The following is a 13,904-nucleotide window of genomic DNA, read 5'->3' as shown; positions in this document are numbered from 1 at the left end:
TATTTATTGCGGATGATAGGTGCGAGTAGCCGTTTTTAGCACCTGCTCCTTATCCAACAAGATTGGTTTTGTTTTTTGTTGACTGTATAATTCCATCTGATCGGTTAAATGTGGACTTCCCTTTCGTCTTGACTCACCATATGGAACAACCGTTTCATAGGTATTTCCTTCTTTGGAAAACTTCGCAAACATGACAAATGAATCACCATTTTGTGCTCGCAAATGCCCATCTTTGGTGACATCACTCGCCAAGGATTTTAAACATTCAGGCAAACCATAAACGGCATAACTTTTATCCTCACGCATCAAGCGTTGCACTTCACCAAAAGGTACATCAATCGACTTATAATGTTTAATCAATATTTTTTGAGCATGCCGAATGGCCTCTACCAATGTTGGGGTGGAGTATTCTATACCTGTTTCCAACTCATTGTAAGCAGCATTTTGTTTCTTGAATAAATAATCGAAGGTGAGTGTGACAAGTGCAGCTTCACGATTATCTGCATACCCAGAGAAATCCCATTTTTTTAGTTTTGCTATGGCAGCAGCAATATCAGGATGCTCTGATTCTTTCAAATCATAAATCGGTTTAAACGTTTTATAAATCCCGCCTTGTTTTGTTGGATACGCACAATCATATTTTATTTTTTTAAAATCATCGAATGAAATTTTTGTTTTGCCGTTCATCAATTCATTAAATCGCAATTCACGATTGTTCACTCTATTCCAGCTAAATCCAGCTTGCTTACTAAACACTGCTTCATCGGGGTTTTCTGAGGCAGCTGTACAATGAAAAGGAGTATTGTTGGTATTATACACATACCCGCATTTCGGGTTTTGTTTTTGAGGCAATTGCGTAAGAGGATAATATTCATTCCACAAGGTTTTAGAGGTATTCCCGGGCAATGTTTTCTGCCAATCAAAATCAGGATTTCGTTTTGGTATTAATCCATTAAACAAATAAAAAATATTCGATTGATCATCTGCCATTACAAAATTAAAAAGTGGTATGCCTTGCATTTCCATTGCTTTGTAAAAATCATCATATTGATTTGCTTTGCACATTGTATACCATTGTTCAGCAGCTTTCACATTCGAAGTTGAATTGTATCGCAAGGCATAAACGCCTTTTTCTGTTCGATAGGCTGGTCCATAAACCGACCACAAAGCTTCTTTTTTGACCTTGAGATTAAAAAACTTCGCCTTTACTTTTAATGGAATTTTTCGCACCTCAAAATCTCGCCATTCGCCATCAAACTTATATTGATTTTTATTTTGGGGATTTATTTCCATCTTATAAATGTCAACATAGTCGGGCCAGTTAAAGGTAATCGCCCAGCCTAAATGTTCGTTACAACCCATTGCCGGAAAAATCATTCCTGGAACTAACGCTCCGTAAACATTTAATTTTTGATTGCTACACAAATGTGCTTCATACCAGGAAGCGCTGCCTTCCAAGGGCACATGTGGATTTATTAACAAGAAGGTTGAACCATCACTCGTAATATTTTTGTTCATGGCGATTCCATTGGAACCGGCACTGGCATTAAATATATAATCATCAGGAGTTCCTTTTACAATACATTCGAGTGCACGTGGGGTTCCAACCATACTCGTTAATATCACCACATAACCTGTAACGATGTTCTGAGGAGTAATCGGGAAAATATTTTTGAGTTTGACCTCTTCGGGATGTTTTGCAGCATAAGCATTGATTCCATCCGCATAGGATTGAATTACTTTTTTGTATTCGGCCGACAAATCGGTTTCATACTTTTGTTCGGCAATTTCTTTTGCTTTTATAAAACGGACGAAATAATCAGAAATAGCCCCATCCTTCCCGGTTAACTCCCCTACTCTTGCTTGAGCGGTTATAATCATCAATTGAATATGCTCAAAATCATCTTCACAATGTGCCCAGGCTAAACCATATGCAACTTCAGCATCTGTATCCGCAAAAATATGAGGAATCCCAAACGTATCACGCGCGATGGTAACTTTTGCCGGGTCAATTTGAGCAAAAAAAGACTGTGATAAAAAAAACAGAAAAAGAGAATAAAAAATGCGTTGGGTCATTAGAGCTACTTAATTCGTTCCGAGGGAACCACTATGTGGTAAAAATAGCAAAATCTATTGATTTTATTAAGGGTTTAAAAACAATTTTTCTATTGAATTATCTACAAAAAATGCTATTTTTATACCTCTAAAAATAGTCGAATGAGTGCTCAGAAAAATGAAATGATTGCAAAAAATTGGTTTAACGCCTTTAACACTCATGATTTAGAAACTTTACTGGCGCTTTATCATGAAAACGCCAGACATTATAGTCCTAAATTAAAAATTAGACAACCCGAAACAAATGGCTTGGTAACCGGGAAAGAGGCGCTAAGAACTTGGTGGAAAGATGCATTTGAGCGATTGCCATCTTTAAATTATGAAGTCACTCAATTAACTGCCAACGAGAACCGCATCTTTATGGAGTATATCCGAAAGGTCGACAACGAAGAAGATATGATGGTAGCTGAGTTGCTCGAAATTGAAAACGAAAGAATTATATTCTCAAAAGTATACCACGGCTAACATTTTAATGCGTTGCCTAAGCGTGTTTTGAACGTAGTATTTCGGAGTTCAAAAGGATATTCAAACTTAAAAAACTTACGCATTACTCTTAATTCAAGTTCTTTGGTCAATCCTACACTGCATCTTTTGCCATTCAACAATTTATAATACTCCAACTTACCATTTGCATTAATTTTTATTACCACTTCTACATAAAAGGTTTGGCAATTTTTGCAGTTTAATTTAATTTTATTTTCTGCTTGAATGGCTTCATATTCAGTAGCCATCCAGTTATTTTTAATCGACTTCCAAGCACTGTATTGCTTATCAGTAAGTTCATAATCATTCAAAACACTCTGTTCCAGCTGCGTTTCAAGAGGAACTTCTTGAGCGGACAGATTATTAAAGGTGATAACTACCAAGATGATGTATAAATAATTTCGCATCGTTTATTCAATTGTTACTTTCTGATTATTAAATTCAATTACAAATCCGGTTCTAATTTTATTTCGTTTCCGCAACTCAACTTCTCCATTCACTTTTACTAATCCATTATCAATAAGCGCATTAGCCTCTGCACCATTGGAGCACCAAGCCATTGCTTTGAGCAATTGATTCAATTGTATATATTCTTCGGTTAGTTGAAATTTTTCCATTCTGCTGTAAAGTTATAACATTAGCTTTATCTTTGCACTATGAATAAGGAAGAACAATTCGAAAAATTAAGAGAACAATTAAGCAAGGAAAAAGAATGGCCCACCATTTACATGTTTAAATTCATTATTCCTGCCGATAATCGCAAGATAGCTTTGGTAGAGTCGAAATTTTCGGATGAAGCCATTATAACTCAAAAGGAATCCTCCAACGGAAAATACATTAGTATTACGGTAAAGGAAGCGATGCTCACTGCCGATTCCATCATTGAAAAATATAAAGAAATGGAAGGAATTGAAGGCCTAATGGCACTTTAATACTTCACGATTTCGCTTAAATTCTTTTTAATTCTCGCTGCAATTTCATCCGTTGGCAAGTCATTATCTTCATGGCCGAAAGGATCTTCAATTTCTTCTGCAATCAGCTCCAAGCCGGCAAATGCATAAAATACAAACAAGACCATCGGTATGGTTGCCCATTTAAAATCATCCACCAAGCCCAGTGGCAAAGTAATCGTGTATATCAAAATTACACGTTTAATAAATGTACTATAGGAAAACGGAATGGGTGTTGTTTTTATACGTTCGCAGGCTCCGACAATGTTTGTAAAAGAACGCAGTTCTTCGTTTAAAACAATCAACTTTTCTTCACTAATTATTTTCTGCTGGTATAATTTTTCGATTTCATAATATAATTGCTGGGCAATTCTATTGGGAATGTGATTACATTCACTTAATTCTTTCAGGGTTAAATTGGAATGTTCTTCCAGTTGTTCTGATTTGAATCCACCACGTAAATGTTCTTTTAGCGCAAATGCATAATTGCTGATTAAAATTCGAAAATTGCTTTTTAACTCTTTGTTTTCTGCGGGAATAAATGCATTCAATTTCAACATCAGATTTCTACTATTATTCATCAAATCACCCCACAATTTGCGACCTTCCCACCAGCGGTCGTAAGCTGTATTGGTTCGAAAAACCAACAATAATGAAAGTACAAAACCTAACAGCGAATGCAAAACAGTCGTGCTTCGAAGTTTAATGATTTTAAGCTCTACATCCAGATAACACAAGGCAGATGCATAAATCGCCAAGGCAATCATAGCAGGCAGTAACATTCGAAAGGAATCCGACTTATGAAAATGAAAAATTAATTTCGACCAGTCTTTAGGGTTATAAGCTTTCACTTCGTTATTGGTTATTGGTTATTGGTTGTTAGTTTTTTGTTATTCGTATTTATAACAAAAGTGCGCTACAGTTTTGCAACGCACTTTTGTATTGAATCTTGTTTAATGTATCTTGATTCTCTTTTATGCTTTCACATTTGCACGAATGATATTTAACGCTCCACCCGCTTTGAACCACTCAATTTGTTGTTCATTGTAAGTATGGTTTGCTTTAATTTCATCTTTGCTTCCATCAGCATGATTAAACACCAATGTTAATGGCGTATTTGGAGCAAAGGAAGTTAATCCGATAATATCTACTGAATCATCTTCTTTGATTTTTTCGTAATCCGATTTGTCAGCAAATGTTAATCCTAACATTCCTTGTTTTTTCAAGTTTGTTTCGTGAATACGCGCAAATGATTTCACCAATACCGCACGAACACCTAAATGGCGAGGCTCCATCGCTGCATGTTCACGAGAAGAACCTTCTCCGTAATTTTCATCACCTACAACGATAGATCCGATGTTTTGCGCTTTGTATGCACGTTGTACTTTCGGCACAGAATCGTAAGCACCGGTTAATTGATTTTTAACGTTATCCGTTTTTTCGTTGAATGCATTTACAGCACCAATTAGCATGTTGTTAGAAATATTATCCAAATGTCCACGGAACTTCAACCATGGTCCTGCCATCGAAATATGATCCGTTGTACATTTTCCTTTTGCTTTGATCAACAATTTCAATCCTTTCAAGTCGACACCTTCCCAAGCAGCAAATGGATCTAACAATTGTAAACGATCAGATGTTGGAGAAACAACAACTGAAACTTTACTTCCATCGGCAGCAGGAGCTTGATAACCTGCATCTTCAACAGCGAAACCTTTAGTTGGCAATTCATCACCGGTAGGAGGATCCAATTTTACTTTTTCCCCTTTTTCGTTTGTTAAAAAATCTGTTAAGGGATTAAAAGTTAAATCACCTGCAATTGCCATTGCTGTAACGATTTCAGGAGATGCAACAAATGCATAGGTATTTGGATTTCCATCCGCACGTTTTGCAAAATTTCTGTTGAACGAGTGAATGATGGTATTTTTTTCTTGTTTCTCAGCACCCATTCTATCCCACATTCCGATACAAGGACCGCAAGCATTGGTGAACACTTTTGCTCCGATTTGGTCAAACACATCCAAGAACCCATCACGTTTAATGGTGTAACGAATTTGTTCAGAACCCGGATTGATTAAGTATTCAGCTTTCGCTTTTAAATTTTTTGTAGATACTTGTTTTGCTAAACTCACCGCACGAGAAATATCTTCGTAAGAAGAGTTGGTACAAGATCCAAGTAAGCCAACAGAAATTTTCAAAGGCCAGCCATTTTTAATTGCTTCCTCTTTTAATTTAGAAATCGGAGTTGCCAAATCGGGAGTAAATGGACCATTAACATGTGGCTCCAATGTACTTAAATCGATTTCGATCACTTGATCAAAATATTTTTCAGGATTCGCGTATACATCCGCATCCGCAGTTAAATGTTCTTTTACTTTATTTGCCAACTCAGCAACATCTGCTCTTCCGGTAGCTTTTAAGTAACGTTCCATCGAAGCATCATAACCGAATGTAGAAGTAGTTGCACCAATTTCCGCACCCATGTTACAAATGGTTCCTTTACCGGTACAGCTCATTGATGTAGCACCTTCACCAAAATATTCAACAACCGCATCAGTTCCACCTTTCACGGTTAAGATACCAGCTACTTTTAAAATCACATCTTTGGGAGCCGTCCAACCGTTTAATTTTCCTGTTAATTTCACACCAATCAATTTTGGCATTTTTAATTCCCAAGCCAATCCAGCCATTACGTCACAAGCATCTGCACCACCCACACCAATAGCAATCATTCCCAATCCACCTGCATTCACAGTGTGTGAATCCGTTCCAATCATCATTCCACCTGGGAATGCATAATTTTCCAAAACAACTTGATGAATGATTCCGGCACCTGGTTTCCAGAAACCGATACCGTATTTATTAGAAACAGAACCTAAGAAATCAAATACTTCTTTACTTTCTTTTGTAGCAAAAGCTAAATCTGTTGCAGCACCTTCTTTTGCTGTTATTAAGTGATCACAATGAACAGTAGAAGGAACAGCTACTTTCGGGCGCCCTGATTGCATAAACTGCAGCAAGGCCATTTGAGCTGTCGCATCTTGCATCGCAACTCTGTCAGGGGCAAAATCTACATAGGATTTTCCTCTTTGGAAATTTTCCGATTTCTGATCAACATGCAAATGGGAATAAAGAATTTTTTCGGTGAGGGTAAGCGGGCGACCAATTAATTTACGCGCTGCTTCAACTTTAGCGGGCATCTTTTCATAAAGTGCCTTAATCATCTCAATATCAAAAGCCATAATTTTGTTTTGTTTTTTTGTTGTTATCGTTTCGTTTAGTAAAGTGCTTTTATTCTGATTTTTTTGTAGGATTTGCGCCATTTGCAGCTAAGAAGCTGATGATTGAAATTAATCCTTTTTCTTCTGCAATCTTCATCGGTGTATCATCAAAATCATTCTTTGCATTAACATCCGCACCCATTTTAACCAACATGGTAACCATGTCCATTTTCCCGGCACGAACAGCGCAATGCAAAGGTGTGTTCCCTCCATCATCCTTATCTGTAATTTTACAACCTTTACTTAAAAACAATTCAGCCAATTGTTTGTCAGGTGCCGGTTTATCTTTTGAAGGTTTTGTAGCAGAAGCAAATTTTATAGCCAAATGCAAAGGATAAATATTCTCTGGTTTTAAAAAACTGGCTCCTTTGTTCATTAAATAGGTAACCATTTCTGGTTGGGAATTTTCAATTGCAATTTGAAGTGGAGAACTCACCAACATTCCATCAGCATTGGTTGCTAAACCGGGATTCTTTTTAATCGCTGTTTCCGCCATATTTACATTTCCCGTTTTGATATAATCTAAGAATTTTGAGTCATCAAAGAATGAAATCTCAACAATTGTGGTTGTACCTGCTACTCCTACAATTGTATTTCGGTAGGTTGCCTTTTTATCAATGGATTGCGCTTCGATACTATTATCACCCACCTTCAAAACCACTTCCAGAGGTGTATATGCTTTTAAGTTGATGATTTTTGCAGCACCATTTAGTTTAACAGTACAATCCATATCTGCAGCCAATGTACCTTTTGCAGATGCTTTAGGCGCAGGTGCTCCTTTTGCTGCCGGTTTTTTAGCACCTTGTGAAAAGGCGGTTGAACTCGACAATATAAATACGAATAAAAGAAGAGCTAGTTTTATGAAAGGATGTTTTTGAGACATTATGAATGGGTTTTTATAGAACGACATAAAGATACATTTTTGTAGCGATTTATAGCCAATTTTATACCGAAAATTATCAAAATATCAAACTCTGGGTATATAAAGTGGTTCCAATCGATTACTTTATTAATTTTGGTGCTCTATTTTATAAATAATGGCTTCGGTTTTAAGAGAAAATATTAAAATATCATTAAGAGCAATTCGTAGCCAGTTATTACGTACCATCCTTACTGTGTTTATCATTACGATTGGGATAACATCGTTAGTAGGCACACTCACGTCAATTGATGCATTAAAATCTTCCATCAACAGCAACTTCACCAGTATGGGTGCCAACACATTTACGATTCGAAATCGTGAAATGACTGTAAGAATTGGAAGAAACGGAAAGCGCCCAAAAGCGTTCAGAAATATTACCTACCAAGAAGCGGTGGATTTCAGTAAAGCTTATAATTTTCCTGCAAAACCATCCGTATCCACATTTGCTTCAGGTGCTTCCACATTAAAATTTGAGTCAAAAAAAACCAATCCCAACATTCGTGTATTTGGAGGTGATGAAAATTACATGGCTACGTCCGGTTACGAATTAGACAAAGGCCGAAATTTTTCCCCAAATGAAATTCTTTATGGAAGTCCGGTTGTTATTTTAGGAAAAGATGTGTTGGATGCTTTATTCACAAAAAAACAAGATCCGATTGACAAAATCATTACAATTGGAAGCGGGAAATACCGAATTATCGGCACCTTAAAATCAAAAGGAAACAGTGTTGGTTTTGGTGGCGACAAAGTAGCCATTTTACCTTTGAGCAATGTCCGTCAGTACTTTTCGATTCCGAACATGACTTTTACGATTAACATTATGTGCAACAATTCGCAACTGATGGAAGCCGCAATTGGTGAAGCAATCGGAACCTTTCGTGTTATTCGAAACTTGAGTGCCGCAGAAGAAAATAATTTCGAAATCACCAAAAGCGACAACCTTGCCAACTTGTTGATTGAGAATATGCAGAAAGTAACGCTCGGAGCAACAATTATCGGAATCATTACATTGTTGGGCGCAGCAATCGGTTTAATGAACATTATGCTGGTATCTGTTTCTGAGAGAACGCGCGAAATCGGAATTCGAAAAGCAGTGGGCGCGACAAGAAAAGTAATCCGTGCGCAATTTTTAGTAGAAGCTGTTGTAATTTGTCAACTAGGTGGATTTGCCGGCACCTTACTTGGAATTATTTTAGGAAACATGATTGCTCTCTCTTTTGATATCAGCTTTATTATTCCCTGGGGCTGGATTATCATGAGTATTCTTCTTTGTTTATTTGTTGGAACACTTGCAGGAATTTACCCAGCTATCAAAGCTTCCAAATTGGACCCGATTGAGGCGTTGAGGTTTGAGTAAAAAGGTGATTAAGTAACTAAGTAAAAAAGATATCTATTCCTTATTCTTACTATCAATAACAATCGTAACCGGACCATCATTCAACAAACTCACTTTCATATCGGCTCCAAACTCACCAGTTTGTATGGCTTTCCCTAAATCTGTTTGTAATTGAACAATCATCTTTTCATATAGCGGAATTGCAACTTCTGGTCTCGCTGCTTTAATATAAGAAGGACGATTTCCTTTTTTTGTTGACGCATGTAATGTGAATTGGGAAACTAAAATGATGTCTCCACCTGCATCTCTCACAGACACATTCATTACACCATCCGCATCATTAAAGATTCTAAGATTAATAATTTTTGAACTTAACCATTCAATTTCTTCTTGCGTATCGGCATCTTCAATACCTAACAAAACAAGCAATCCCAGACCAATGGAACTTTTTATTTCCCCATTAATGGTAACCGATGCTTTTGAAACTCTTTGTATTACAACTCTCATTTCTAAAAATTAACCGCAGAGATCGCGGAGTTTCGATAGCTATCGGAATCGCAGAGAACACAGAGCGCTCAGCGGCTCTCCTTTTTTCTCATTTTTCTCTGCGGTAAAACTATTCGTAATTTGTAACATCCAATTCCTCACCATTAATTATCCCCACATAGGAGGTATATCTCGATAATGCAATTTCTCCTTTTTCAACAGCTGCAATTACTGCACATTTAGGTTCATTCAAATGAATACAATTATTGAACTTACATTCATTTTTCAGCGCATGCATCTCCGGAAAATAATCCCCAATTTCTTCTTTTTCCATATCTACCAAGCCCAACTCTTTGATTCCGGGTGTATCAATAATAAATCCCCCATATGTCAAGAGATGCATTTCTGCAAAGGTTGTAGTATGTTTTCCTTTATTATGCGCATCTGAAATTTCTCCTACTTTCAAATCTAAATTCGAATCCATAGCATTTACCAGTGTTGATTTACCAACTCCAGAATGTCCGGCTATTAAGGTTGTTTTACCTTTTGTAAGTGTTCTTAAACTTTCAATGTCTGTTTTTTCTGTTGCAGAGACCTTATAACAAGGATAACCAATCTTTTCGTAGACAGCGATGAAGTCGTTGAGTTCTTTCATAAGAATTTCATCCGCTGAAAACAAATCTACTTTATTGAAAATTATTTTTGTTGGGATGTGATACGCTTCTGCAGTTAGCAAAAACCGATCAATAAAACCTGCGGAAGTGCGCGGAAAAGCCAACGTGACCACCAACATCGCTTGGTCAACATTCGCTGCTAAAATATGAGACTGCTTTGAAAGATTAATGGACTTACGGATGATGTAATTTTTACGATCAGCGATGGCATGAATCACACCTCTTCCATCTGCCTCCATTTCAAAATCAACATGATCGCCAACGGCTATCGGATTGGTCGTTTTTATGCCTTTGATTCTAAAAACACCTTTGATTCTGCATTCAACAGTACTCCCCTGGGATAGAACCGAATACCAACTTCCTGTGGACTTAATGACAACACCTTGCATTTTTTATCGTTTAACACTTTTTGAACACCAAATTTATCAAAAAGAATTAGCTTTGTGACTAGAAATCACGAATCTTTACAAACACCCTGACGCCAGCGAACCTGCCTGTCGGTAGACAGGTTACTAAAAAAGATACGAAAAATACGAATTATAAAAACCAGGAAATTATTTGTATTTCGTACATTCGTATAAATTCTTAATTCGTTGGGGTAGAAAATCTTGAATTGAATCTAATATGTCCATAAAAGTAAGTAACATAACAAAAACCTATGGTGAACAAAACGCTTTGAATGATGTTTCATTTGAAGTAAACACCGGTGAAATAGTTGGTTTTCTTGGTCCTAATGGTGCTGGAAAATCTACCATGATGAAAATTCTAACTTGTTTTATCCCGCAAACATCTGGCACAGCATCGGTTTGCGGATTTGATGTTTCCGAACAAAGTTTAGATGTTAGAAAAAATGTGGGTTATCTGCCTGAGCACAATCCACTTTACTTGGATATGTATGTGAAAGAGTATTTAGAATTTATTGCCGGATTGCATAAATTAAAGAACGTGAATGCACGTATTGCTGAAATGATTGAGATGACCGGCTTGCAGGTAGAGCAAAAAAAGAAAATCGGAGCATTGTCAAAAGGATATAGACAGCGTGTTGGCTTGGCGCAGGCCTTAATCCATGACCCGAAAGTGCTTATTCTGGATGAACCTACAACCGGTTTAGATCCCAATCAATTGGAAGAAATTCGTAATTTAATTATTAAAGTAGGGAAAGAAAAAACGGTAATGCTTTCAACACACATCATGCAGGAAGTGGAAGCCGTATGTGACAGAGTGATCATTATCAACAACGGACAAATAGTTGCGAATGATACCACCTCGGTGATTCAAAACACACAAACCAAGAACAAACAATTTGTTACGGTTGAGTTTGATAAAGAAACCAACCGAAGCGCATTAAAAAAGATAAATGGCGTTTTTGATGCAACACAGATTAAAGCCAACGTTTGGAAAATTGAAGCGCATACCGATAAAGATGTCCGCACAGATATTTTTCAGTTTGCCGTACAAAACGGATTAGCCGTTTTGACATTACATAAAGAAGAACAAAAACTAGAAGATGTTTTTAAACATCTAACAAAATAATTTAACCATATACTCCTCCATCTTATTCTACTCAAATGAAAAAAACAATCTTCGCATCCATTGCCCTTATTACATTTATCTATGCCTGTAGTACTGGCGTAGACAAAAAAACAGAAGATAATTTCACAGACCCGATTACTACTCATATCGATTCTTCCATCTCTCCAGGTGAAAACTTTTTCTTGTATGCAAACAATGGTTGGTTTAAAAAAAATCCAATTCCTGCATCCGAAAAAAGTAATGGTATCTTCCAAACTATTAACGACACTATTAACGAAGCGATACGCAAAATTTGTGAATCGTCTGCCGCTGACACGAAAGCTGAAAAAGGAAGCAACAAACAAAAAATCGGTGATTTGTATTACAGCGGAATGGATACTACCAGCATAGAAAAGGCTGGAATCGCTTTATTAAAAGATGAATTTTCTAACATCGACAAAATTAATACTACATCGGATTTATTAAAACAGATTACTCATTTATATAAGATGAATGTGAGAAGCATGTTTGGATTTGGTGTTATTCGCGATGATAAAAATAGCTCCGAATACGTTGTATATCTTGGTCAAACAAAACTTGGTTTACCTGAGCGCGACTACTATTTTAATACCGATTCACGCACCATTAACATCCGAAACGAATATGTAAAACACATTCAAAAAATATTTGAATTAACGGGAACGGAAAAAAGCATTTCAGAAAAAAATGCAGCGACTGTGATGACAATCGAATCAACCCTTGCAAAGGCTTCGAGAAAGATGGAAGACCTGAGAGATCCATATAAAAACTACAACAAAATGGCGGTTGCTTCTTTAAACAAAAGCACACCATCAATCAATTGGAATGAAACTTTAACATTGCTTGGATTAAACAAAGTAGATTCTATTGTTGTAGGACAACCCGAATATTTCACGCAATTAGAGTCAACTCTAAAAAAGGTTTCTATCAACGATTGGAAAGTGTATTTAAAATGGAACTTAATCGACAACTTCGCCAATGAATTAAATAAAGAAATCGAACAACAAAACTTCTACTTCTTTTCAACTGTGCTGGATGGCATTCAAGAACAAAAACCACGCTGGAAGAGAATTGTAGAAACCACAAACGAATCGTTAGGTGAATTAATCGGACAAGTATATGTTACGGAATACCTTCCAAAAGGAACAAAGGAGAAACTTCTAGAAATAGGGAACAACATCCGCGACATTTATGCAGAGCACATTAAAAAACTGGATTGGATGAGTGATGTCACCAAACAAAAAGCGTTGAGCAAGTTGAATAAGATTGTGATGAAAGTCGGCTATCCCGACAAATGGAAAGATATGTCCAGCTTAGAAATTTCACGCGACAGTTATTTACAAAACATGATTAACATTGAAAAATGGGAATACAATTTCATGATAAACAAATATGGCAAACCTGTTGATTTAACGGAGTGGGAAATGTATCCACAGACCTACAACGCCTATTACAATCCTGCTTCTAACGAAATTGTAGTCCCAGCATGTAACATCATTGTTCCCGGATTTGAAGGACGTATGCCAGATGATGCTGTGCTGTATGGAATTATTGGTGGTTCTACATTCGGACATGAAATCACCCACGGATTTGATGACCAAGGAAGTTTATATGATGAAAACGGGAATCTTACTGATTGGTGGACAAAAGAAGACAGAGAAAAATTTGTTGCCAAAACAAAATTAATTGTTGAGCAATTCAACAATTATGTTGTATTGGATAGCATGCATGTGAGAGGCGAAAACACACAAGGCGAAAATATTGCCGATTTAGGCGGTGTAATTATGGGATACGAGGCATTTAAGAAAACAAAACAAGGACAATCAACAGCGTTAATTAATGGTTATACAGCTGACCAACGTTACTTCCTTGCCTATGCGTATGCTTGGATGGTCAATCGAACGGACGCTTCCTTAGCAAAACAAATCATGAGTGATGTTCACTCACCGGCTGAATTCCGTATCAACGGGCCACTTTCTGATGTGGATGAATTTTATAAAGCATTTAATATTAAGAAAGGTGATAAGATGTATCGTGATGAGAAAATCCGAGTGAAAATTTGGTAAAAAAGAGCCTTATTTATTTTTCTCAATTACTTAATAAATT

At 36.7% G+C, this 13,904-nt stretch carries 13 protein-coding genes; 5 read left to right on the top strand and 8 right to left on the bottom strand.

From position 1 onward, the window contains the following. Positions 1-3: 3 nt before the first annotated feature. Positions 4-2,076, bottom strand: a complete 2,073-nt coding sequence (locus IPP64_13435; GenBank protein MBL0330389.1) for a penicillin acylase family protein — start codon at positions 2,074-2,076, stop codon at positions 4-6. Positions 2,077-2,217: 141 nt separating this feature from the next. Here IPP64_13435 and IPP64_13430 point away from each other — a divergent pair, with 141 nt between their 5' ends. Next, positions 2,218-2,580 (top strand): nuclear transport factor 2 family protein, encoded by a 363-nt coding sequence (locus IPP64_13430; GenBank protein MBL0330388.1) that lies wholly within the window; start codon positions 2,218-2,220, stop codon positions 2,578-2,580. On the opposite strand, the gene IPP64_13425 is transcribed toward IPP64_13430, so the two are convergent. Together IPP64_13425 and IPP64_13420 are read right to left on the bottom strand one after the other, a co-directional pair. Beyond that, positions 2,577-3,005 (bottom strand): hypothetical protein, encoded by a 429-nt coding sequence (locus tag IPP64_13425; GenBank protein MBL0330387.1) that lies wholly within the window; start codon positions 3,003-3,005, stop codon positions 2,577-2,579. The two genes, IPP64_13430 and IPP64_13425, sit on opposite strands and share 4 nt — an antisense overlap. A 3-nt stretch (positions 3,006-3,008) precedes the next feature. Then, on the bottom strand, positions 3,009-3,215 hold the full coding sequence (locus IPP64_13420; protein MBL0330386.1) for an RNA-binding S4 domain-containing protein: 207 nt from the start codon (positions 3,213-3,215) through the stop codon (positions 3,009-3,011). A gap of 39 nt (positions 3,216-3,254) precedes the next feature. On the opposite strand from IPP64_13420, the gene IPP64_13415 reads away from it, so the two are divergent. Next, positions 3,255-3,530 carry a DUF493 family protein gene (locus IPP64_13415; GenBank protein MBL0330385.1) on the top strand — a complete coding sequence of 92 codons (276 nt, stop codon included), beginning with the start codon at positions 3,255-3,257 and terminating at the stop codon, positions 3,528-3,530. Here the strand turns inward: IPP64_13415 and IPP64_13410 are convergent. The 3 genes from IPP64_13410 to IPP64_13400 form a co-directional block, all read right to left on the bottom strand. Continuing rightward, the gene (locus IPP64_13410) at positions 3,527-4,399 is read right to left on the bottom strand and encodes a hypothetical protein (protein MBL0330384.1); all 873 of its coding nucleotides are present in this window, start codon (positions 4,397-4,399) and stop codon (positions 3,527-3,529) included. The genes IPP64_13415 and IPP64_13410 overlap by 4 nt on opposite strands. A gap of 123 nt (positions 4,400-4,522) precedes the next feature. Beyond that, positions 4,523-6,790 carry an aconitate hydratase gene (locus IPP64_13405; GenBank protein MBL0330383.1) on the bottom strand — a complete coding sequence of 756 codons (2,268 nt, stop codon included), beginning with the start codon at positions 6,788-6,790 and terminating at the stop codon, positions 4,523-4,525. A 49-nt stretch (positions 6,791-6,839) separates the two neighbouring features. Further along, positions 6,840-7,712: an ankyrin repeat domain-containing protein gene (locus IPP64_13400; GenBank protein MBL0330382.1), complete on the bottom strand. Its 873-nt coding sequence runs from the start codon at positions 7,710-7,712 to the stop codon at positions 6,840-6,842. 154 nt (positions 7,713-7,866) lie between these two features. Between IPP64_13400 and IPP64_13395 the strand changes: the two genes are divergently transcribed. After that, a complete protein-coding gene (locus IPP64_13395) occupies positions 7,867-9,108 on the top strand; it encodes an ABC transporter permease (protein ID MBL0330381.1) in 1,242 nt (413 codons plus the stop codon). Between the two features lie 33 nt (positions 9,109-9,141). On the opposite strand, the gene IPP64_13390 is transcribed toward IPP64_13395, so the two are convergent. After that, positions 9,142-9,594 (bottom strand): D-tyrosyl-tRNA(Tyr) deacylase, encoded by a 453-nt coding sequence (locus IPP64_13390; GenBank protein MBL0330380.1) that lies wholly within the window; start codon positions 9,592-9,594, stop codon positions 9,142-9,144. Positions 9,595-9,703: 109 nt separating this feature from the next. Then, complete coding sequence (gene rsgA, locus IPP64_13385) at positions 9,704-10,636, bottom strand: ribosome small subunit-dependent GTPase A (GenBank protein MBL0330379.1); 933 nt, start codon at positions 10,634-10,636, stop codon at positions 9,704-9,706. Positions 10,637-10,871: 235 nt separating this feature from the next. Between rsgA and gldA the strand changes: the two genes are divergently transcribed. Then, positions 10,872-11,780 (top strand): gliding motility-associated ABC transporter ATP-binding subunit GldA, encoded by a 909-nt coding sequence (gldA, locus tag IPP64_13380; GenBank protein MBL0330378.1) that lies wholly within the window; start codon positions 10,872-10,874, stop codon positions 11,778-11,780. A gap of 35 nt (positions 11,781-11,815) precedes the next feature. After that, complete coding sequence (locus IPP64_13375) at positions 11,816-13,864, top strand: M13 family metallopeptidase (GenBank protein ID MBL0330377.1); 2,049 nt, start codon at positions 11,816-11,818, stop codon at positions 13,862-13,864. Positions 13,865-13,904 lie beyond the last annotated feature (40 nt).

Source organism: Bacteroidota bacterium, assembly GCA_016722565.1.
Taxonomy (GTDB): domain Bacteria; phylum Bacteroidota; class Bacteroidia; order 2-12-FULL-35-15; family 2-12-FULL-35-15; genus 2-12-FULL-35-15.
Note: the sequence above shows the minus strand (reverse complement) of the source record. Positions and strands in the feature narration are given on the sequence as shown.

Bases quoted from the DNA above. Each gene is read 5' to 3' on its own strand.
- IPP64_13435 (MBL0330389.1), bottom strand. From the start codon at position 2,076: ATGACCCAACGCATTTTTTATTCTCTTTTTCTGTTTTTTTTATCACAG.
- IPP64_13430 (MBL0330388.1), top strand. From the start codon at position 2,218: ATGAGTGCTCAGAAAAATGAAATGATTGCAAAAAATTGGTTTAACGCC.
- gldA (MBL0330378.1), top strand. From the start codon at position 10,872: ATGTCCATAAAAGTAAGTAACATAACAAAAACCTATGGTGAACAAAAC.
- IPP64_13400 (MBL0330382.1), bottom strand. From the start codon at position 7,712: ATGTCTCAAAAACATCCTTTCATAAAACTAGCTCTTCTTTTATTCGTA.
- IPP64_13375 (MBL0330377.1), top strand. From the start codon at position 11,816: ATGAAAAAAACAATCTTCGCATCCATTGCCCTTATTACATTTATCTAT.
- rsgA (MBL0330379.1), bottom strand. From the start codon at position 10,636: ATGCAAGGTGTTGTCATTAAGTCCACAGGAAGTTGGTATTCGGTTCTA.
- IPP64_13420 (MBL0330386.1), bottom strand. From the start codon at position 3,215: ATGGAAAAATTTCAACTAACCGAAGAATATATACAATTGAATCAATTG.
- IPP64_13405 (MBL0330383.1), bottom strand. From the start codon at position 6,790: ATGGCTTTTGATATTGAGATGATTAAGGCACTTTATGAAAAGATGCCC.
- IPP64_13415 (MBL0330385.1), top strand. From the start codon at position 3,255: ATGAATAAGGAAGAACAATTCGAAAAATTAAGAGAACAATTAAGCAAG.
- IPP64_13390 (MBL0330380.1), bottom strand. From the start codon at position 9,594: ATGAGAGTTGTAATACAAAGAGTTTCAAAAGCATCGGTTACCATTAAT.
- IPP64_13425 (MBL0330387.1), bottom strand. From the start codon at position 3,005: ATGCGAAATTATTTATACATCATCTTGGTAGTTATCACCTTTAATAAT.
- IPP64_13395 (MBL0330381.1), top strand. From the start codon at position 7,867: ATGGCTTCGGTTTTAAGAGAAAATATTAAAATATCATTAAGAGCAATT.